Source organism: Pseudomonas sp. SP16.1, from assembly GCF_052682975.1.
Genome location: NZ_JBQYFZ010000001.1, coordinates 874,147 through 893,489, shown reverse-complemented (window position 1 = coordinate 893,489; position 19,343 = coordinate 874,147). Strand labels below are relative to the sequence as shown.

Here is a 19,343-nt window from a genome sequence, read left to right as displayed (position 1 = left end):
CATAACGAAGAAGCCTGGCAATCCAGGCTTCTCGGTAACGGCTTATTCGGCCTTGGGTTGCTCGCGCAGGCGAATATGCAGTTCGCGCAGCGCCTTGTTGTCCACCAGACCTGGCGCCTGAGTCATGACACAGGCCGCGCTCTGGGTTTTCGGGAAGGCGATGACCTCGCGGATCGAGCTGGCGCCGGTCATCAGCATGACCAGGCGATCCAGGCCGAAGGCCAGGCCGCCGTGAGGCGGCGCGCCGTACTTGAGGGCGTCGAGGAGGAAGCCGAACTTCTCCTGCTGTTCCTCTTCGCTGATGCCGAGTACGCGGAACACCGTCTGCTGCATGGCCTTGTCGTGGATACGGATCGAACCGCCACCCAGCTCGGTGCCGTTGAGCACCATGTCGTAGGCGCGCGACAGCGCGGCGGCCGGGTTGGCTTCCAGCTCCTGCGGGCTGCAGCTCGGCGCGGTGAAGGGGTGGTGCATGGCGGTCAGGCTGCCGTCGTCGTTCTCCTCGAACATCGGGAAGTCGACCACCCACAGCGGCGCCCACTCGCAGGTCAGCAGATTGAGGTCGTGGCCGAGCTTGATGCGCAGCGCGCCCAGGGCTTCGGAAACGATCTTGGCCTTGTCGGCGCCGAAGAACACGATGTCGCCATCGACCGCACCGACGCGATCGAGGATCACGTTGATATTGTCCAGCGGGATGTTCTTGACGATCGGCGACTGCAGGCCCTCGACGCCGGCGGCACGCTCGTTGACCTTGATATAGGCCAGGCCCTTGGCGCCGTAGATGCCGACGAACTTGGTGTAGTCGTCGATCTGCTTGCGCGGCATGCTCGCCCCGCCCGGTACGCGCAGCGCGGTAACGCGGCACTTGGGATCGTTGGCCGGTCCCGCGAAGACCTTGAACTCGACATCCTTGAGCTGATCTTCCACGTCCACCAGCTCCAGCGGGATGCGCAGGTCAGGCTTGTCCGAGCCGAAGCGACGCATGGCTTCGGCCAGCGGCATGTGCGGCAACTCGCCGAACTCGACGCCCAGCACTTCCTTGAACAGGTTGCGCACCATGGTCTCGGTGATGGCCATGATGTCCTTTTCATCGAGGAAGCTGGTCTCGATGTCGATCTGGGTGAATTCCGGCTGACGGTCGGCGCGCAGGTCCTCGTCGCGGAAGCATTTGGCGATCTGGTAGTAGCGGTCGAAGCCGGCAACCATCAGCAGCTGCTTGAACAGCTGCGGCGACTGCGGCAGGGCGAAGAAGCTGCCGGCGTGGGTGCGGCTTGGCACCAGGTAGTCGCGGGCGCCTTCCGGGGTGGCGCGAGTGAGGATCGGCGTCTCGACGTCGAGGAAGCCATTCTCGTCCAGGTAGCGACGGATGCTCGAGGTGATGCGCGAACGCAGCTTGAGCTTCTCGGCCATTTCCGGGCGGCGCAGGTCGATAAAGCGATAGCGCAGGCGGGTTTCCTCGCCGACGTCGGTGTATTCGTTGAGCGGGAACGGCGGGGTTTCCGCCTCGTTGAGCACGTCCAGCTCGTAGCCCAACACCTCGATGGCCCCGGAAGCCATGTTCGGGTTGACCGCACCGGCCGGACGCAGGCGCACCTTGCCGGTGATTTTCACCACGTATTCGCTGCGCACGCGGTCGGCCTTGGCGAAGGTCTCGGCGCGATCCGGGTCGAACACCACCTGGGCCAGGCCCTCACGATCGCGAATGTCGAGGAAGATCACCCCGCCGTGGTCGCGGCGACGGTGCACCCAGCCGCAAAGGGTGATTTCCTGGCCATCCAGGCTCTCGTTCAGTTGGCCGCAATAGTGGCTGCGCATCATGATCGTGTTTCGCTTCTCTAAAGGTCTTGGATTGGTCAGGCGACACCCTGCGCCCTGAGCAGGAGCCGCGCCGCGGCGAGCATCCCGCCGCGCGCCCGGTCTTGAAAAGAGCGGGATTATATAGGGTAAATCGCCCGGGTGCAGCCGCCCGGCGGACGGCTTCCATTACCAAGGCCGAACACGGGAGGGAAATACCATGCCCCCCCGTCCGGCCTCGCCGCCCTCTCCAGCGCCCCGCTGGAAGACTGCCGACACGAGCGCGCACCGGGTCGAGGTGTCCAGCCCCTCCTGCAGCGGAATGTTGATCTGGCGCATGACCGAAACGTTTGTACCGCGCAGGGCCGAGTGGCTAAGCTCCGCCCCCCCATGGAGACAACCAGCGAAGGCAAGGAGCCATCATGCAATCATTTTCCGACAAGGTCGCCGTGATCACCGGCGCCGCCTCCGGCATCGGCCAGGCCCTGGCCACCCAACTGGCCGCAGAAGGTTGCCACCTGGCCCTGGCCGATATCGATCTGGCCCAGCTCGAACGCAACGCCGAGACCCTGCGCGGCGGCGGCGCGCGCGTCAGCTGCCACGCCCTGGTCGTCAACAATGCCGGCGTCGCCGTGTCGCAGACCATCGAGGCGCTCGCCTACTAGGACTTCGAGTGGTTGATGAACGTCAACTTCTGGGGCGTGGTGCACGGTAGCAAGGCCTTTCTGCCTCACCTGCTGCAGCAGGGCAGCGGGCATATCGTCAACCTGTCGAGCGTCTTCGGCATAGTCAGCCTGCCCAGCCAGGGCGCCTACAACGCCAGCAAGTTCGCCGTACGCGGTTTTACCGAGTCCTTGCGCCAGGAAGTGGCCAACCGCGGCATCGCCGTCAGTTGCGTGCATCCCGGCGCAATCAAGACCAATATCGCCCGTTCGGCGCGCTTCTACCGCGGCATCGATGGCTCGCAGGACGCCGAGCGCGCCATGCGCAACTTCGACAGGCTGGCGCGCACCAGCGCGGCAAAGGCCGCCGAGGCGATAGTCGCCGGCGTCAAGGCCGGCAGGCCACGCATCCTGGTCGGTGGCGACGCACGCCTGCTCGATCGCCTCCAGCGCCTGCTGCCGGCCGCCTACCCGAGCGTGCTGGCCAAGCTTCTCGGGTGCGGAAAATGAACCGCGCCCGATCGATAGCTTCTAAACATGGCTTTCATTGACATGGCGCGGGAGTCGCCTCGATGACTCCGTGCTAGGCTCTGCCGAACACTAGGATATCGACACCCCGACTCATTTGAGAGGAGAAAAAACTCTATGGAAATCAATATCGGAATCGCCGAACAGGATCGCGCCGCCATCGCCGAGGGCCTTTCGCGCCTGCTGGCCGATACCTACACCCTGTACCTGAAGACCCATAACTTCCATTGGAACGTCACCGGTCCGATGTTCAACACCCTGCATCTGATGTTCGAAGGCCAGTACAACGAGCTGGCCCTGGCAGTGGACGCCATCGCCGAGCGCATCCGTGCCCTGGGTTTCCCGGCACCCGGCACCTACGCCGCCTATGCCCGCCTGTCGTCGATCAAGGAAGAGGAAGGCGTGCCGACTGCCGAGGACATGATCAAGCAGCTGGTGCAGGGTCAGGAGGCCGTGGTACGCACGGCACGCGGCATCTTCCCGCTGCTGGACAAGGTCAGCGACGAGCCCACCGCCGACCTGCTGACCCAGCGCATGCAGGTGCATGAAAAAACCGCCTGGATGCTGCGCAGCCTGCTCGCCGCATAACCGCTCCGCAGGCCCGGATATCCGCTAGCGCTGTTCACCTGAGCATGGTCGGGCGCGACCAATCCAAGCCCCCGGGTATAGCATCGCGGATAGCCCCAACCGGCAGTTCCACGGCGTTTCCAGCCGTTGCCCCCGGCCCCTCTCCCAACGAGGGAGTGGCTGGAGGCAGGCGCGCCCCGAGGTAGTGGCATTGCGGATATCCGGACCTTTTTCATTAGGCAGCCAGCCCCTGGCTGATCTATGCTCTGGCCATTCGCCACAGAGTTCCGCGACGCACATGAGTCAGCCGCCCAAAACCCCCAGCATTCTCGAACTCTACCCAGAGGAAACTCGCGAAGCGGCCGCCCTGCTGAAACAGGCCGTGCCGCTGATGATGCGCCACGCCATCGCTCCCAACCCGGTGCACTACGCGCTCTGGTACACCTACAGCAAGGGCAGCGAACCGGAACTCAACCGGCGCCTGGACAAGGCCGTCGAGGATTTCGACGTTTTCCCGCCGGAAACCGCGATCAAGCTGTTTCGCGACTACATCATCCGCGGCGATCTCGAGGAAGCCCGCGCCGGCCAGCAGCAAGTGATCGAACTGGTCGACGACATCGAGAACGACGTCTCGCGCAGCGTGATCGGCAGCCAGAACTATCAGCACAGCCTCAGCCACGGCCTCAGCGCCCTGCAGGAACCGATAATCGAAGACCTGCCCAGCGTGCTCAGCGAGCTGCAGGAAAGCACCCAGTTGATGCACGACCAGCAGGAAAAATTCCTCTACCGCCTGCGCGCCGCCCAGGATGAGATCAAGCACCTGCGCAACCAACTGGAACGCGCCCACCTGGCCGCCACCCTCGACAGCCTGACCCGGGTGTTCAACCGGCACGCCTTCACCCGCCTGCTGGAGCAGGCGCTGAGCGAATCGCACGAAGGCCTGGCCCTGGTGATCCTCGACATCGACCACTTCAAGCAGTTCAACGACCAGTACGGCCACCCATTGGGTGATCGCGTGCTGCAGCACGTCGGGCAACTGATGCGCGAACTGCTGCCGCCGCGCGCCTTCGCCGCTCGCTATGGCGGAGAGGAATTCTGCCTGGTGCTGCGCAATTGCACCGGCATCGCCGAGGTGCTCGAGTTCGCCGAACAGCTGCGCCGCAAGATCCAGGCACTGCGGGTCAAGGTGCGACGCACCGACCAGGTACTCGACAGCATCACCGCCTCGTTCGGTTGCGCCCTGGCCGAACGAGGCGACACCCTGGAAGCCCTGCTCACCCGCGCCGACGACGCCCTCTATCAGGCCAAGCGCGGCGGCCGCAACCAGGTCCACCCCGCCACCAGCGAAAGCATGCTCAGCGCCTGATTTGAGTAACCCCCCGCCTTTGCTGTTAAATACGTTCCGCACGCCGCGCTCTTCTCTTGCGGCGCGCGCGACGCGATACCCCGGCACTCGTCCACCTGATCATCACGGACGTGCCGCCTCCGCAGCACCCCAAGTCGTCATCCAATCAGTGAGTTCATCGAAGATGTTGAAGATCGCCCACCTTGTTACAGGGTTTGCCGCCCTGCTGCTATCTGCCGTCCCGAGTTTTTCCGGCGCATTCCTTGCCACCCCCGACGCGCCCTGCCTGGCCTTGATCGGCCTGCTCAACCTGCTGGCCGCGCCACAGCAACCGTTGAACCTCGCCGGCACCCGCCTGCAGCTGCAGGGGTTGGCTTCGACCCTGCTGGTCCTGGCCGCTGTGCTTCAAGGCCTGGTGCTGCTCGCACCGCTGTCGAGCATCGGCGGCCAACCCGCCCTCTGGCTGCCCCTGCTGATCGCCACCGGCGCCACCCTGCTGCACCTGGCCTGCAGCTTGCGCACGCAACCGCAGCAGAGCACTCAGCGCAGCCCGCGCACGCAATCCACCGCCCCTGCGCAGAACACCGAGCAGGACGATCGCGAGACCGGAACGGTCAAGTGGTTCAATACCTCCAAGGGCTTCGGCTTCATCTCGCGCGACTCGGGCGAAGATATCTTCGTGCACTTTCGCGCCATCCGCGGCGAAGGCCATCGCGTGCTGATCGAGGGCCAGCGCGTGGAGTTCTCGGTGATGCAGCGCGACAAGGGCCTGCAGGCCGAAGACGTGATCGCCGCCGCCCCCGCACGGCGCTAAGCCCCACGGAGTTAAAAAAGCCCGCGATCGCTCGCGGGCTTTTTCGTTGCCGATCAATAATGCGGCGGTGGCGCTTCGTCCTCGGCGATCCCCACCTGACCGTGCAATTCCTCCTGCCGCCGTGCCAGCGTGCTCAACTGAAGCTGCAGACGCTCGATACGCTTGTGCTGCTCGACCAGCTCGTCGCTCAGCGCCTGAATGGTGTCGTCCTGAAAGGCCAGGCGGCTCTCCAGCTCCATGATGCGGGCCTCGAGGCTCATGATGCATCTCCGGCGAACTGGAAGTCCTCGGTCAACACCAGGCGCAGCTTGTCCTTGAGCTGCCGCACCTGTTCTTCGTTATAGGGCTGCGCCGGGTGCCGCCCCCATACCGGGGCCGGCCAGGCGGCGTCGTCGCGGCGCCGCACTATCACATGCATGTGCAGCTGACTGACCAGATTGCCCAGCGTCGCCACGTTCATCTTGTCCGCGGCGAAGGTGTCCTTGAGCGTCTCGGCCAGCAGCGTGGTCTCCCGCCAGAGCCGGGCCTGGTCGGTGGCATCGAGCTGGAACAGCTCGCTCACCTCCTCGCGCCGCGGCACCAGGACGAACCAGGGATAGTGGGTATCGTTCATCAGCAGCAAGCTGCACAGGGGGAAATCCCCGATCAGCAGGCAGTCCTGCTGCAATCGCGAATCCAGAGCGAACATGGCGACTCTCCTCGTATCGACCCAATCAACCAAGCTTAGCGCCGGATATCCGTCAGGGACCGGAGCACAGGGCGCGCAGCATACGCGGCCGACAGGGACAATTCATCCTCGGGCATGCACCAGCGCAAGGCAGCTGCGTCCGACGCGCAGCGTCAGCGTGCACCATTTGGTTTCCTACCGTAATGACTGCCGGGCGCACGTTACCGCCAGCCGCCACGGCCACCCACTCCCATGAGCCCAGCATCGGCCAAGGCCCAACGGCGGAAGGCCCTGGCCGGCCCAACCCAGGCCCGGACAAAGCCGCGGCGGCGCTGGCTCGACCCGCCTCAACCGCCCGCCCGACCAGGTGGCAGTCATTTTTTTAACGTCAAAGGAAGCCTTTGAGCACGACTTTTGCTATGAGTACGGCCAAGGTCCGGTACGCCGTGCAGCAGATCAATAGCAGCCCAACCGGCCCCCGCTATCGCGAAAACGTCGGCACCACAGAACGCAAGTGCAGAGCTACAGATTTGCGACATCCTTCATAGCCCTTGCGACACCAGGGTGGAGAAAGCGCAAGGAATAGTTTGTAACTATCGCCAATATTGGCGGCGTGCTATAAGTTAGCGCCGACACAAAAAGAAAGAGCCGCCCATACAACAATTAAATGGGCAGCGCAACTCTTCTAAACCAAAGGAGCAATCACGATGCAAGTGATGAAGTGGAGCGTAATCGCCCTGGCAGTTGCCGCGGGTACCTCTCAGATGGCAGTGGCATCCAGCCAGTCCGAATCCAACGGCTTCATTGAAGACAGCAGCTTCAACATCTTCAATCGCGTTCTGTACATGAACCGTGATTTCCGCAACGGTGGCGGTAACATCCCCACTGTCGACTCGGACGGCGATAACGTTCGTGACTCTCAATTCAAGAAAGGCTACCGCGAAGAAACCGGCCTGGGCATTCGCCTACTATATGAATCCGGCTTCACCCAGGGCACTGTCGGCGTAGGTGTGGACGCTCACTCCCTGAGTAGCATCAAACTGGACAGCGGCCGCGGTCGTCACAGCAACGGCCTGTTCGCCACCACCGACGAAGGTCGTGGCGACGACACCCAGACCGAAGTCGGGGGTGCCGTCAAGTTCCGTATTTCCGATACCGTTCTGAAGTACGGCAACCAGATGACCGCCAGCCCGGTATTCTCCACCGACGACAGCCGCATCCTCCCTGAAGTCGCTACCGGCACCCTGATCACCAGCAACGAGATCGAAGGTTTGGAGCTGACCGCGGGTCGCTTTACTGCCCTTAACGATCAAGTTCAGACCTACAACGACAGTTTGGGCCTGAAAGAGATCAACATTGTCGGCGCCAGCTACAGCTTCACCGACAACTTCAGCGGCGCACTGCATGCATCCGACGCAGACGACCTGTACCGTAAGTATTACGGCAACCTGAACTACAACATGCCGTTCAGCGAAGAACAGGCTCTGAACCTGGACTTCAACATCTACAAGACCAAGTACGACAAAGGCTACGTCGAGAGTTACACCACCGTGACCGATGACGATGACAACGTCACTGAGGCGGGAGTACGTGAAAGCCGTGACAACACCATCTGGAGCCTGGCTGCAGCCTATTCCATCGGTGCTCACACCTTCACCTTGGCTCACCAGCGCTCCTCTGGCGATGACGGCTATCGCTACGGCGAGGACGGCGGCGGCACCATCTGGCTGGCCAACTCCGTGCAGTTCTCCGACTTCAATGGCAAAGATGAGCGTTCCTGGCAGGCTCGCTACGACATCGATATGGCTTCCTACGGCGTGCCGGGCCTGAGCTTCATGACCCGCTACATCACGGGTGACAACATCGATGTTGGCACTGATAAGGATGCAAAAGAACACGAACTGAACATCGAAGCCAAGTACGTCATCCAGGAAGGCGCTGCGAAGGATCTGTCCTTCCGCATCCGTAACGCTTTCTACCGTGCGAACGAATCGTACACTGGCGATGTGAACGACTTCCGCCTGATCGTCGAGTACCCGCTGAGCGTGCTGTAAGCCAGCGCTGACTCGGTAGTAATGTGAGAAAGCCCGGCGCATGCCGGGCTTTTTCTTTATTGCAGATCAAATAATGATCAAGAGCTCACCCACAATCATCAAAGTGGCAGCGCATAAGTGCCCGTTACATGCGCCACCAGTTCCTCATCATTACCCGCCGAATACAACGACACTTCGCACACCGCCTGACGCCGGCTCAGGCGCAATATGCGCGCCTCGGCCAGCAGGTCCACAGGCTTGGGCTTGACCAGGAAGTTGATGTTCAGGTTCGACGTCACCGCCATCTCCACCCGCCCGAGACGCCCCAGCACCATGGCGTACATGGCCGCGTCGCCAAGCGCCATGATGGTCGGCCCTGAGAGCGTACCGCCCGGGCGCACCAACTTGGCCTGAAAGGGCACCCGCGCCAGTACGCTCTCGCCGTCCAGCCGGTCGATGCGCAGATCGATATCCTCGGCCATCGGCAGCCCCGCACGAATCAGCGCCTGGACCTCAGGCGCGGTCAATGTCGACATCCTCTCCTCCCGCAATCGGTGGCCTCGAACGACTTCCCCGTGGCTTCACCGGAGGAACCGCGGGTCCACAGGAGCGACGGGGGCGCCGGCCTTTGCTCGCAATCGAAGCGGGCAACCTGCCGGCAATGGCCGTGAACCGGGTCACTCCTGCCCCGTCCTGTACGCCACTGTACAGGCACCGTACAATGCCGCCCTATCCCAAGTCCTCGCAACCGACAGAACGGCCAAACATGCGTACCAGTCAGTTCCTGCTCTCGACCCTGAAAGAAACCCCTTCCGACGCCGTGGTGATCAGCCACCAGCTGATGCTGCGGGCCGGCATGATCCGCAAGCTGGCCTCCGGCCTCTATACCTGGCTGCCGATGGGCCTGCGCGTGCTGCGCAAGGTAGAGAAGGTGGTGCGCGAGGAAATGAACGCCGCCGGCGCCCTGGAGGTGCTGATGCCGGCCATCCAGCCGGCCGAACTGTGGCAGGAATCCGGCCGCTGGGAACAGTACGGCCCCGAGCTGCTGCGGGTCAGGGATCGTCACGAGCGCGAATTCTGCGTCGGCCCGACCCATGAGGAAGTGATCACCGACCTGGCGCGCAACGAGCTCAACAGCTACAAGCAGCTGCCGATCAACCTGTACCAGATCCAGACCAAGTTCCGCGACGAGATCCGTCCGCGCTTCGGCCTGATGCGCGGCCGCGAGTTCATCATGAAGGACGCCTACTCCTTCCATGCCGACCAGGCCTCGCTGCAGGAAACCTACGACCGCATGCACCAGGCCTACTGCAAGGTGTTCAGCCGCCTGGGCCTGGACTACCGTCCGGTGCAGGCCGACACCGGCTCGATCGGCGGTACCGGTTCCCATGAATTTCACGTGCTGGCCGAGTCCGGCGAAGACGACATCGCCTTCAGCAACGTCTCCGACTACGCCGCCAACATCGAGAAGGCCGAGGCCGTGCCGCGCGAGAAAGAACGCGGCGCCGCGACCGAAACGCTGCGTCTGGTCGACACGCCCAACACCAAGACCATCGCCGACCTGGTGGAAGGCTTCGGCCTACCCATCGAGAAGACCATCAAGACCCTGGTGGTGCACGCTGCCGAGGAAGGCAAGCTGATCGCCCTGATCGTGCGCGGCGACCATGAGCTGAACGAGATCAAGGCCGCCAACCTGGAACAGGTCGCCAGTCCGCTGGTGTTCGCCTCGGAGGCCGAGCTGCGCGCAGCCATCGGCGCCGGTGCCGGCTCGCTGGGCCCGCTGAACCTGCCGATTCCCTGCATCGTCGACCGCAGCGTGGCCCTGATGAGCGATTTCGCCATCGGCGCCAACGTCGACGACAAGCACTACTTCGGCGTCAACTGGGAGCGCGACCTGCCGCTTCCGGCCGTGGCCGACCTGCGCAACGTCGTCGCCGGCGACCCCAGCCCGGACGGCCAGGGCACCCTGGAGATCAAGCGCGGCATCGAAGTCGGGCACATCTTCCAGCTCGGCACCAAGTACAGCGAGGCGATGAACTGCCAGGTGCTGGGCGAGAACGGCAAGCCGGTGACCCTGACCATGGGTTGCTACGGCATTGGCGTGTCGCGCGTGGTGGCCGCCGCCATCGAGCAGAACAACGACGAGCGCGGCATCCTCTGGAACGACGCCCTGGCGCCCTTCCAAATCGCCCTGGTGCCGCTGCGCTACGAAACCGAGCAGGTCCGCGAGGCCACCGACAAGCTCTACGCCGAGCTGACCGCCGCCGGCTTCGAGGTGCTGCTGGACGATCGCGACAAGAAGACCAGCCCCGGCATCAAGTTCGCCGACATGGAGCTGATCGGCATCCCGCACCGCGTGGTGGTCAGCGACCGTGGCCTGGCCGACGGCAACCTGGAATACAAGAGCCGCGCCGAAACCGAGGCCCAAGCCGTGCCGCTGGCCGAGATCCTGCCCTTCCTGCAAGCCCGTATCAGCCGCTGATCACGCCGCGCCGAGACATCATGCACACGAGCACCACCCTTCGCCTAACCGGCGCCGCCCTGTGCGGCGCCCTCTTCCTCAGCGGCTGCGCCAACCAGCTGCCGCAACGCAGCGAGCACGAGGAACGCGTCGAGCGCAAACTGCTGGATCACCAGCTGCAGATCGACGTGGGCGAGCCCAAGGTGCTGGAGCTGCCGCAGCGCCGGGTGCGCGTGCAGGAGCAGAAGAGCTTCGAGGTCACCGCCTTCGAGGTGACCCGCCGCTACGATCGCTACACCCCCTACCAACCCTGGCGCGAGCTCTACGAGGTGCCGCTGGGTGCGGTGGCGGTGGTCGCCGGCATCGGCGCCAACGTGCTCAACGTGATGATGCTCGGCAGCCTGCCGGATACCGCGACACGCGACTGGATCAGCTACGGCATCGCCGGGCTCAACCCCTTCATGAACGTCGAGTCCAATGGCCGCGCCGAGCAGAACCTGGCGCACATCGAGGAACGCCAGCAGGATAGCCGCCTGGAGTATTCCAGCCTGCCCTGGGCCGAGCGGCCGGTACTGGTCAAGGCCGGCGAGCACAGTTTCGAGCTGCTCACCGACCGCAGCGGCGTATTGCGCCTGAACCTGCTGGACAACCCCTTCACCGAACAGCAGATCGGCCGTCTCGGCCTGCTGCTGCTCAGTGTCGAGGACGACCGCGACGACACCCGCGCCGAGGCCAGCCTGCTGGTCAGCCAGACGCTACGCGGCAAGCTGCGCGAAGCCCACGACCTGATCTTCGACGATCTCGAGGACGACGACGTGGCGCAATGGGTGCACCGCGTCAAGCGCCTGTCCGATCTGGGCCTGGAAGAAGAGGCCAGCGAACTGGAACAGAGCCTGATCGAGCTGACCCGCAACGATCCGGAACTGCAGGAGGCCTTCCTCAAGGCGCTGCTCAAGGATGCCGGACGCCTGGCAGCCGACCCGGTAGTGAACTGAAGAGGCTTATCCGCCCACAATGCGTTGCGCACGGCTCCAGCCTAGGGCGCATGCGCCCCCCTCCGGCTTGCATCCTGCCTCGCTTGCGCCGACGCGCGAAGCCTTTCGGGCTCCGCGCCCTAGACCATCTGCAAACTTCGCTTGCGTTGCGGCGGCGGGAAGGCCGCGTCGAGCAGTTTCAGGTCGTCCGCGCCCAGCACTACCGAAGCCGCGGCGGCGTTGTCGCGCAAGTGGGCGGCATCGACCGCCTTGGGTATGGCGAGCACCCCTTCCAGGCGCAGGGTCCAGGCCAGCGCCACCTGAGCCGGCGTGACGCCATGCCGTTCGGCCACCTCGCGCAGCGCCGGCTCCTGCAACAGGGCACCGGCCTGGCTCAGCGGACAGTAGGCCATCAGCGGCATGCCGGCGCGCCGCTGCCAGGGCAGCAGGTCATATTCGATACCGCGCGCCTCGAGGTTGTAGAGCACCTGGTTGGTGGCGCAGGTCGCCTGATCCAGTTCGAGCAGATCATCCAGGTCGAAGTTGGACACGCCCCAGGCGCCGATCTTGCCCTGCTCGCGCAGGCGCTCGAAGCCTTCCACGGTTTCCGCCAGGGGATGCTGGCCGCGCCAGTGCAGCAGGTACAGATCGATGCGCTCGCAGCCCAGGCGACGCAGGCTGCGTTCGCAGGCCTGCTGCACGCCTGAACGGCTGGCATTGTGCGGATAGACCTTGCTGACCAGAAACACCCGCTCGCGTAGCCCGGCGATGGCCTCGCCGACCACTTCCTCGGCGCCACCCTCGCCGTACATTTCCGCGGTATCGATCAGCCGCAGGCCCAGCTCCAGGCCCTCGCGCAGGGCCGCCACCTCGCGCGCGCGCTGCCGCCTGTCCTCGCCCATGCGCCAGGTACCCTGGCCGATCACCGGCACCTGAACGCCCGCCAGTTGGTAGGTCCGCATCACACCTCCCCGGGGTCGAACCCCCGTCCATATCCCTCGCCACGCCATTGCAGCAGGCAGAAACCGTGGCCAAAGGGGTCGCCGAGCAACGCCAGCCTCCCCCAAGCCTGTTCGCTGATCGCCCCTTCCTGTCGCGCGCCAGCGGCCAGAGCCCGCGCCAGGGCGACGTCCAGGTCGTCGACGACGAAATCCAGATGCAGCGGCGTCCAGTGGCGCCGGTAGTCACGGACGATGCCCGCTTGCCCGCAAGGGGAGCTGCCCGTCGCCTTGTGCAGCAGATAGAGCGGCACCGGGGCGCCCAGCATCTCGACCACGCTGCCCTCGAACAGCCGGCGCCCGACGCGCAGGCCGAGCGCCCGGGTATAGAAGGCCTCGGCCGCCGGCAGATCCGGTACGTCGAGATTCAGCAACAATTGCATGGTCACAGCGGCTTGAGCAGCAGCAACAGCGACACCGGCTGCACGCTCTCGGGGTGCAGCGGCTCCTGCAGCCACTCCAGGCGCCAGCCGGTTTCGCCGATCAGCGTCAGCCACGACTGCAGGGTGCGGAAGAACCAGGGCATGGGAGCCTGGAAGCCCTCGCCGAAGCCGGCGAAGCCCTCCACCCGCCAACCGTCGCGATAGGCCTCGCCGTGGCTGGCGCGCCAGGGATGCAGGGTCTGGATCAGCAGACTGCCGCCCGGCGCCAGCAATCCGTGCAGACTTTGCAGAATCGGCTGCAGCGGCTCCTCGAGCAGGGCGAAGTTGCAAACCAGCACTTCGAAGCGCCCCAGTAGCTCGGCCTGGCCATCCAGTTCGGCGTAGCCGCAGACCCGGTACTGGCTGCGCCCACCTGCGGCAGCGCGGGCGGCCTCGATCAAGGGTGCCGAGGCGTCCACCCCGACCGGCTCGATGCCGTGCTCGACCAGGCCCCGGCACAGCCAGCCCTCGCCGCAGCCGATGTCCAGCACCCGCTTGGGCGCCAGGGCCAGCACCGCCTGGAGAATGGCCGCATCGGTGACCAGTCGCCGGCTCTCGATGCGCTGCTCGCGCACCGCGGCCGTCCAGGCATCGGCATTGGCTTGCCAGCTCAATTGAAGCTGCTCTCGGTGATCGTGCTGCATGCCGCTTCCCGTTTTTTTGCGGTGAGGTCGATTCTAGACCTTCTGTCACCAGCTACGCTGGTATCAGACGAACGAAGTTTCTGGCGTCAGAAGCCAGGGGACTGCGTGGGGTTTCGTAGGAAGACAGGCCAGGCCGGTGGTATATGGGCGCACTGTGGCAAACCGATCCGAAACAGCCTGAGCTGGCCGCGAGCCTCATCCCGGCGGCCGAAGCGCAGCCGCGTCCGCCGCGGCTTCGCTGGCGCCTGCTGCCCTGGCTAGTGCTACCGCCGTTGCTGCTGGTCGGCGCAGCGCTGTTCGTCTTCGAGCTGCGCACCGCGCATTTCCAGGCCCGGCAGCTGAGCCGCTACGCGGAAACCCTCAGCTACCGCATCGAACCCGGTGCCAGCACGGAGATCGTCTACCCGAGCGACGGCCCGTTCGACAAACGCCAGGGCTATGCCTACCTGCCGCTAATGCTGGAGCGCCTGCAGCAACGCGACTTCGTGATCAGCGAACAGGCCCGCTTCTCCCCCGAGCTGCTCGCCTATAGTCGGCGCGGCTTCTTCCCGCCCTTCGTCGAGAAGGGTCAGAGCGGCCTGAGCATCGCCGACTGCCGCGGCACGCCGTTCTACCAGTTCAGCTACCCGCAGCAGGGCTATGCCGACTTCGCCGCCATCCCGCCGCTGGTGGTGAGCAGCCTGCTGTTCATCGAGAACCGCCACCTACTCGATGCCGAGCAGCCGCTGGCCAACCCCGCGGTGGACTGGCCACGCTTCGCCATGGCGGCACTGTCGCAGATCGGCAAGGTCCTCGACGTGCAGGACCAGTCCGCCGGCGGCAGCACCCTGGCGACGCAACTGGAGAAATACCGCCATTCGCCCGACGGCCTGACCCTGTCGGCCGGGGAAAAGCTGCGGCAGATGATCTCCGCCAGCGTGCGCGCCTATCAGCAGGGTCCGCAGACCCTGACCGTGCGGCAGAACATCGTGCGCGACTACCTCAACAGCGTGCCGCTGTCCGCCGCTCCCGGGCATGGCGAAGTGCATGGCCTGGCCGATGGCCTGCGCATCTGGTACGGCGCCGATTTCGCCCGCACCAATGCCCTGCTCGACCCGTCTCGTACACCCGAGGCCAGCATGGCCGAGCGCGGGCTGGCGCTGCGCCAGGTGCTGTCGCTGATGATCGCCCAGCGCCGCCCTTCCTATTACCTGGCCCAGGGGCGCAAGGAGATGGAGGCGCTCACCGACAGCCATATCCGCCTGCTGGCCGGCGGCGGGCTGATCGATGGCGCCCTGCGCGACGCCGCCCTGGCGCAGAAGCTGCAATACCGCGACTGGGAGTTGGAGCCCAACCTGCGCCCGGTGGAGAGCGACAAGGGCATCAGCGTGGCCCGCTCGCGTCTCTCGAACCTCCTCAACATGCCGCTGTACGACCTCGATCGCCTCGACCTGGCGGCCCGCACCACCCTGCAGCGCGACCTGCAACAGGCCGCCAGCAGCTACCTGCAGCGTCTGGCCGACCCCGAGTTCGCCGGACAGATCGGCCTGTTCGGCGAACGCCTGCTGTCGCCGGAAAAGACCGCCGAGGTGCGCTACAGCTTCACCCTGTTCGAACGCACCGCCACCGGCAGCCGGGTACGGGTGCAGACCGACAGCACCGACCAGCCGTTCGACATCAACGAAGGCAGCAAGCTGGAACTGGGCTCCACCGCCAAGCTGCGGGTGCTGGCGACCTATCTGGAAATGATCGCCGAGCTGCACCAGCGCCATGCCGGCAAGAGCCCAGAAGAACTGCGCGCCCTGGATATCGCCGAGCAGGACAATCTCAGCCGCTGGGCGATCGACTACCTGCGCGCCAACCCCGGCGGCGAGCTGGCGGCCATGCTCGACGCCGCGCTGGAACGCAAGTACTCGGCCAGCCCGTACGAGCGTTTCTTCACCGGCGGCGGCCTGCACACCTTCGGCAACTTCCGTCGCGAGGACAACGGCCGCATCCCGACCCTGCGCGAATCCCTGCGCGAGTCGATCAACCTGCCGTTCATTCGTCTGATGCGCGACCTGGTGCGCTACAGCACTTACCAGAGCAGCGCCGAGCTGCTCAAGGACGACAAGGACCCGCGCCGCGAGGAGTACCTGCGCCGCTTCGCCGACCGCGAGGGACGCACCTTCCTGCTGCGCTTCTGGCGCAAGTATCAAGAGCAGCCCGAACAGCAACGCCTGGAGACCTTCCTCAGCGGCCTGCGCCAGACCCCGGTGCGGCTGGCCGCGGTGTACCGCTACCTGATACCGCAGGCCGACGAAGCCACCTTCGCCACCTTCCTGCGCGCGCAATTGCCCAACGAGAAGCTGACCGACCAGCGCATCGCCCGCCTCTACCTGGACTATGGCCCCGGCGCCTACAGCCTGCCGGACCAGGGCTACATCGCCCGCGTGCACCCGCTGGAGCTGTGGCTGCTGGGCTTCCTCATCGAGAACCCGAAGGCGGGCTTCGCCGATGCCGTCGCCGCCAGCGCCGACGAGCGCCAGGAGGTCTACGGCTGGCTGTTCCGCAGCCGGCACAAGAGCGCCCGCGACAGCCGCATCCGCATCATGCTGGAGGTCGAAGCCTTCTCCGACATCCATCGCCGCTGGCAGAACCTCGGCTATCCCTTCGCCCACCTGGTGCCGTCGCTGGCGACCGCCATCGGCAGTTCCGGCGACCGCCCGGCGGCGCTGGCGGAGCTGATGGGCATCATCCTCAACGACGGCATCCGCCAGCCGGTGCTGCGTATCGACGAACTGCACTTCGCCGCCGGCACGCCCTACGAGACGCGGGTCGAACGTGACGTCCACGGCGCCGCAAGACGGGTCATGTCCTCGGAGGTCGCCGCCGCGCTGCGCGGGGCGCTGTCGCAGGTGGTCGAAGGCGGCACCGCGCGTCGCCTGCAGGGCAGCTTCCAGTTGGAAGACGGGCGCAGCCTGACCCTGGGCGGCAAGACCGGCACCGGCGACAACCGCATCGAAAGCGTCGGCGCCGGCGGCCGGGTGCTCAGCTCGCGGGCGCTGAACCGCACCGCCACCTTCGTGTTCTTCCTCGGCCCGCACCACTACGGCACCCTCACCGCCTTCGTGCCGGGGCGCGAGGCGGAGAAGTTCACCTTCACCTCGGCGCTGCCGGTGCAGGTGCTCAAGGGCATGGCGCCGATCCTCGCGCCCTACCTGGAGCCTGGCAGCGCGACCCTGTGCCAGGCGCCGATGAGCGCGGCGCAGGTCAGCCGGCAGTAACGCGCCGGCCTCCCCCGGCGAGCAGCGCTCGACGCCTAAGGCCGATCCTTGAACTGCTGCAGGTAGAGCGCCTCCACCTTGGCCCGCGCCCAGGGCGTCTTGCGCAGGAAGGTCAGGCTCGACTTGAGGCTCGGCTCGTGCTTGAAGCAGCGGATATCGATCTGCCGGGCCAGCCCCTCCCAGCCGATACGCTCCACCAGGGCGGCGAGGATGGCCTGCAGGGTCAGGCCGTGCAGCGGGTCTTTCGCGGTCATGGGCAACCTGTGCGTGATCGGAGGACGGGGCGCCACCTTAACCAAAGACTGCAGACAGCGAAAGCCGATCCTACCCCGGGAGATCGGTGTAACTGCGGCCCCATAGAGACGCCCATGGACGTGAGACCTCGCGCCTGCAGTTTCCTGCGAGCAGAAAAAGGCGGTGGTTGCTGAGGCAACCACCGCCTGTGTCGTCACTGCCAGGGGATCAGACCGACTGGTATTCCTTCTCGGCCTTCTCGAAGCGCTCCAGCATCGCCTTGCTCGGGCCGTTGCCGATGCGGCTGAAGATCAGAATGGCCAGGGTGGCGAGGATGAAGCCCGGGATGATTTCGTACAGCCCCAGACCGATCCAGTTCTTCCACACGATAACGGTCACCGCGCCGACCAGCATGCCGGCCAGGGCGCCGTTACGGGTCATGCCTTTCCACAGCAGGGAGAGGATCACCACCGGGCCGAAGGCGGCGCCGAAACCGGCCCAGGCGTAGGACACCAGGCCCAGGACGCGGTTTTCCGGGTTGGCGGCCAGCCAAATGGCGATCAGCGCCACCAGCAGCACCATGGCGCGGCCGACCCAGACCAGCTCGAGCTGGCTGGCACCCTTGCGCAGGAAGGCTTTGTAGAAGTCCTCGGTCAGCGCGCTGGAGCACACCAGCAGCTGGCAGCTCAGGGTACTCATTACCGCGGCGAGGATGGCGGACAGCAGGATGCCGGCGATCCACGGGTTGAACAGCAGCTTGGACAGCTCGATGAACACACGCTCCGGGTTCTCGGCGACCGGGCCGGCCAGTTCCGGGTGGGCGGCGAAGTAGGCGATGCCGAAGAAGCCGACGGCCACGGCACCGGCCAGGGTCAGGATCATCCAGGTCATGGAGATGCGGCGGGCAGCCGGGATCGACTTGACCGAGTCGGCGGCCATGAAACGCGCCAGGATGTGCGGCTGACCGAAGTAGCCCAGGCCCCAGGCCATCAGCGAGATCACGCCGACGAAGGTGGCGCCCTTGAGCATGTCGAAGTTGGTGGCGTCGTTCAGCTCGATGGCGGCGAAGGTCGCATCGGCGCCACCGGTGGCGATCAGCACCACGACCGGGGTGAGGATCAGGGCGAAGATCATCAGCGTGGCCTGCACGGTGTCGGTCCAGCTCACCGCGAGGAAGCCGCCGATGAAGGTGTAGGCGATGGTGGCGGCGGCGCCGGCCCACAGCGCGGTCTCGTAGCTCATGCCGAAGGTGCTCTCGAACAGACGGGCACCGGCGACCACGCCGGAGGCGCAGTAGATGGTGAAGAACACCAGGATCACCACGGCGGAGAAGATGCGCAGGATGCGGCTGTTGTCTTCGAAGCGGTTGGTGAAGTAGTCCGGCAGGGTCAGGGCGTTGCCGTTGTGCTCGGTCTGCACGCGCAGACGGCCGGCAACGAACAGCCAGTTGAGATAGGCACCGATGACCAGGCCGATAGCAATCCAGCTTTCCGAGATGCCAGCAACGAAGATGGCCCCCGGCAACCCCATCAGCAGCCAGCCGCTCATATCGGACGCACCGGCGGACAGGGCGGTGACGAAGCTGCCGAGGCTGCGGCCGCCGAGGATGTAGTCGGAAAGGTTCTTGGTACGCAGATAAGCCACTAGGCCGATCAGCACCATGGCTGCGATGTACACCACGAAGGTGACGAGCATTGGAGTACTAGCTGTCATTGGGGGGCTCCCCTCTCGATTGTTGTTATCCGGCACCGGCAACCGCCCATGCCTTGGTTGGCAAAACTCACCCGCCTGTTTGACGGATACCAGCTCTCCCGTCGCTTTCCCTCGTCGCACCGATGCTTGGTGAGATGGTCGAGAACAGATATCGCTGGGGGGGAGCAACCATCGGCCGGCGCCTGGATCCCCCTCTCTGCCCTGACCATTGCCTATGGCGCCAGTACCGCACAGAGTTGCTA

General features: G+C 65.2%; 15 protein-coding genes and 3 pseudogenes. 9 read left to right on the top strand and 9 right to left on the bottom strand.

What is annotated here, in order from left to right; translation table 11 throughout:
• Window positions 1–42: 42 nt before the first annotated feature.
• Window positions 43–1,818 carry an aspartate--tRNA ligase gene (gene aspS, locus ACUTAF_RS04440; protein ID WP_445578837.1) on the bottom strand — a complete coding sequence of 592 codons (1,776 nt, stop codon included), beginning with the start codon at window positions 1,816–1,818 and terminating at the stop codon, window positions 43–45.
• A 398-nt stretch (window positions 1,819–2,216) separates the two neighbouring features.
• Here aspS and ACUTAF_RS04435 point away from each other — a divergent pair.
• From ACUTAF_RS04435 to ACUTAF_RS04415, 5 genes and pseudogenes are all read left to right on the top strand, one after another.
• Window positions 2,217–2,966, top strand: a pseudogene (locus ACUTAF_RS04435) (SDR family NAD(P)-dependent oxidoreductase).
• A gap of 135 nt (window positions 2,967–3,101) precedes the next feature.
• A complete protein-coding gene (locus ACUTAF_RS04430) occupies window positions 3,102–3,572 on the top strand; it encodes a Dps family protein (protein WP_165674199.1) in 471 nt (156 codons plus the stop codon).
• A gap of 277 nt (window positions 3,573–3,849) precedes the next feature.
• Complete coding sequence (locus ACUTAF_RS04425; RefSeq protein WP_445578836.1) at window positions 3,850–4,917, top strand: GGDEF domain-containing protein; 1,068 nt, start codon at window positions 3,850–3,852, stop codon at window positions 4,915–4,917.
• A 163-nt stretch (window positions 4,918–5,080) separates the two neighbouring features.
• Window positions 5,081–5,392: pseudogene (locus ACUTAF_RS04420) on the top strand (cold shock domain-containing protein membrane protein); the annotation flags it as partial.
• A 99-nt stretch (window positions 5,393–5,491) separates the two neighbouring features.
• A pseudogene (locus ACUTAF_RS04415) lies at window positions 5,492–5,710 on the top strand (cold shock domain-containing protein); the annotation flags it as partial.
• 53 nt (window positions 5,711–5,763) lie between these two features.
• On the opposite strand, the gene ACUTAF_RS04410 reads toward ACUTAF_RS04415, so the two are convergent.
• Window positions 5,764–5,970, bottom strand: a complete 207-nt coding sequence (locus ACUTAF_RS04410; RefSeq protein ID WP_445578835.1) for a SlyX family protein — start codon at window positions 5,968–5,970, stop codon at window positions 5,764–5,766.
• Entirely contained in the window at window positions 5,967–6,398 is a 432-nt protein-coding gene (locus ACUTAF_RS04405) for an HIT family protein (protein WP_445578834.1), read from the bottom strand. The genes ACUTAF_RS04410 and ACUTAF_RS04405 overlap by 4 nt, the downstream gene beginning before the upstream one ends.
• 686 nt (window positions 6,399–7,084) lie before the next feature.
• On the opposite strand from ACUTAF_RS04405, the gene ACUTAF_RS04400 reads away from it, so the two are divergent.
• Window positions 7,085–8,431, top strand: a complete 1,347-nt coding sequence (locus ACUTAF_RS04400; protein ID WP_445578833.1) for an OprD family porin — start codon at window positions 7,085–7,087, stop codon at window positions 8,429–8,431.
• 98 nt (window positions 8,432–8,529) lie between these two features.
• Here ACUTAF_RS04400 and ACUTAF_RS04395 read toward each other — a convergent pair whose 3' ends face one another.
• The gene (locus ACUTAF_RS04395) at window positions 8,530–8,937 is read right to left on the bottom strand and encodes a PaaI family thioesterase (protein ID WP_445582400.1); all 408 of its coding nucleotides are present in this window, start codon (window positions 8,935–8,937) and stop codon (window positions 8,530–8,532) included.
• Between the two features lie 239 nt (window positions 8,938–9,176).
• Here ACUTAF_RS04395 and ACUTAF_RS04390 point away from each other — a divergent pair, with 239 nt between their 5' ends.
• Together ACUTAF_RS04390 and ACUTAF_RS04385 are read left to right on the top strand one after the other, a co-directional pair.
• Entirely contained in the window at window positions 9,177–10,892 is a 1,716-nt protein-coding gene (locus tag ACUTAF_RS04390) for a proline--tRNA ligase (RefSeq protein WP_445578832.1), read from the top strand.
• Window positions 10,893–10,912: 20 nt separating this feature from the next.
• Window positions 10,913–11,866 carry a hypothetical protein gene (locus tag ACUTAF_RS04385; protein WP_445578831.1) on the top strand — a complete coding sequence of 318 codons (954 nt, stop codon included), beginning with the start codon at window positions 10,913–10,915 and terminating at the stop codon, window positions 11,864–11,866.
• Between the two features lie 119 nt (window positions 11,867–11,985).
• On the opposite strand, the gene ACUTAF_RS04380 is transcribed toward ACUTAF_RS04385, so the two are convergent.
• Genes ACUTAF_RS04380 through ACUTAF_RS04370 form a run of 3 tightly spaced genes read right to left on the bottom strand, consistent with a single transcriptional unit; the run spans window position 11,986 to window position 13,909 of the window.
• The gene (locus ACUTAF_RS04380) at window positions 11,986–12,807 is read right to left on the bottom strand and encodes an aldo/keto reductase (protein ID WP_445578830.1); all 822 of its coding nucleotides are present in this window, start codon (window positions 12,805–12,807) and stop codon (window positions 11,986–11,988) included.
• Window positions 12,807–13,226 carry a VOC family protein gene (locus tag ACUTAF_RS04375; RefSeq protein ID WP_445578829.1) on the bottom strand — a complete coding sequence of 140 codons (420 nt, stop codon included), beginning with the start codon at window positions 13,224–13,226 and terminating at the stop codon, window positions 12,807–12,809. Before ACUTAF_RS04375 ends, ACUTAF_RS04380 begins: the two co-directional genes overlap by 1 nt.
• A 2-nt stretch (window positions 13,227–13,228) precedes the next feature.
• The gene (locus ACUTAF_RS04370) at window positions 13,229–13,909 is read right to left on the bottom strand and encodes a class I SAM-dependent methyltransferase (protein ID WP_445578828.1); all 681 of its coding nucleotides are present in this window, start codon (window positions 13,907–13,909) and stop codon (window positions 13,229–13,231) included.
• Between the two features lie 143 nt (window positions 13,910–14,052).
• Between ACUTAF_RS04370 and ACUTAF_RS04365 the strand changes: the two genes are divergently transcribed.
• Window positions 14,053–17,154: a transglycosylase domain-containing protein gene (locus ACUTAF_RS04365; RefSeq protein ID WP_445578827.1), complete on the top strand. Its 3,102-nt coding sequence runs from the start codon at window positions 14,053–14,055 to the stop codon at window positions 17,152–17,154.
• Window positions 17,155–17,189: 35 nt separating this feature from the next.
• Here the strand turns inward: ACUTAF_RS04365 and ACUTAF_RS04360 are convergent, their stop codons facing one another.
• Window positions 17,190–17,408 (bottom strand): VF530 family protein, encoded by a 219-nt coding sequence (locus ACUTAF_RS04360; RefSeq protein WP_445578826.1) that lies wholly within the window; start codon window positions 17,406–17,408, stop codon window positions 17,190–17,192.
• A 208-nt stretch (window positions 17,409–17,616) separates the two neighbouring features.
• On the bottom strand, window positions 17,617–19,101 hold the full coding sequence (gene putP / locus ACUTAF_RS04355; protein ID WP_445578825.1) for a sodium/proline symporter PutP: 1,485 nt from the start codon (window positions 19,099–19,101) through the stop codon (window positions 17,617–17,619).
• Between the last annotated feature and the right edge of the window lie 242 nt (window positions 19,102–19,343).

Coding starts and splice junctions, on each gene's coding strand:
- ACUTAF_RS04390 (WP_445578832.1), top strand. CDS start 9,177: ATGCGTACCAGTCAGTTCCTGCTCTCGACCCTGAAAGAAACCCCTTCC.
- ACUTAF_RS04430 (WP_165674199.1), top strand. CDS start 3,102: ATGGAAATCAATATCGGAATCGCCGAACAGGATCGCGCCGCCATCGCC.
- ACUTAF_RS04405 (WP_445578834.1), bottom strand. CDS start 6,398: ATGTTCGCTCTGGATTCGCGATTGCAGCAGGACTGCCTGCTGATCGGG.
- aspS (WP_445578837.1), bottom strand. CDS start 1,818: ATGATGCGCAGCCACTATTGCGGCCAACTGAACGAGAGCCTGGATGGC.
- ACUTAF_RS04410 (WP_445578835.1), bottom strand. CDS start 5,970: ATGAGCCTCGAGGCCCGCATCATGGAGCTGGAGAGCCGCCTGGCCTTT.
- putP (WP_445578825.1), bottom strand. CDS start 19,101: ATGACAGCTAGTACTCCAATGCTCGTCACCTTCGTGGTGTACATCGCA.
- ACUTAF_RS04400 (WP_445578833.1), top strand. CDS start 7,085: ATGCAAGTGATGAAGTGGAGCGTAATCGCCCTGGCAGTTGCCGCGGGT.
- ACUTAF_RS04365 (WP_445578827.1), top strand. CDS start 14,053: ATGGGCGCACTGTGGCAAACCGATCCGAAACAGCCTGAGCTGGCCGCG.
- ACUTAF_RS04360 (WP_445578826.1), bottom strand. CDS start 17,408: ATGACCGCGAAAGACCCGCTGCACGGCCTGACCCTGCAGGCCATCCTC.
- ACUTAF_RS04375 (WP_445578829.1), bottom strand. CDS start 13,226: ATGCAATTGTTGCTGAATCTCGACGTACCGGATCTGCCGGCGGCCGAG.
- ACUTAF_RS04370 (WP_445578828.1), bottom strand. CDS start 13,909: ATGCAGCACGATCACCGAGAGCAGCTTCAATTGAGCTGGCAAGCCAAT.
- ACUTAF_RS04385 (WP_445578831.1), top strand. CDS start 10,913: ATGCACACGAGCACCACCCTTCGCCTAACCGGCGCCGCCCTGTGCGGC.
- ACUTAF_RS04380 (WP_445578830.1), bottom strand. CDS start 12,807: ATGCGGACCTACCAACTGGCGGGCGTTCAGGTGCCGGTGATCGGCCAG.
- ACUTAF_RS04425 (WP_445578836.1), top strand. CDS start 3,850: ATGAGTCAGCCGCCCAAAACCCCCAGCATTCTCGAACTCTACCCAGAG.